The following is a 299-nucleotide window of genomic DNA, read 5'->3' on the forward strand; positions in this document are numbered from 1 at the left end:
CGACGATGACGGTGTTGCCGAGCGCGCGCAGCATGTCGACGCTGCTGAACACCGTGGCGAGGTTCTGCATGGTGTGGTCGCTGAACCACAGCGACGGCGGGTAGCCGAAGATCTGCGCGTTCGACGACGTCGACATGACGAGCAGCCAGTAGAACGGGAAGATCGACAGCACGACGCCGACGATGAGGCACAGGTGCGTGACGAGCCGTCCGACCCAGCCGTGCCTGAACCCTCGGCGGTGGTCGTCGGGCCGGTCGGTGACGGCGTTCGGCCGGCCGAGGGCGGCGGCGGTGTTCGTG

General features: G+C 67.9%; 1 pseudogene. It reads right to left on the reverse strand.

Annotation, left to right across the window (positions count from 1 at the left end):
* Nucleotides 1-299 (reverse strand): annotated as a pseudogene (locus BIV01_RS19840) (carbohydrate ABC transporter permease); the annotation flags it as partial.

It is taken from the genome of Curtobacterium sp. MCBA15_013 (assembly GCF_001865095.1).
Lineage (GTDB): Bacteria > Actinomycetota > Actinomycetes > Actinomycetales > Microbacteriaceae > Curtobacterium.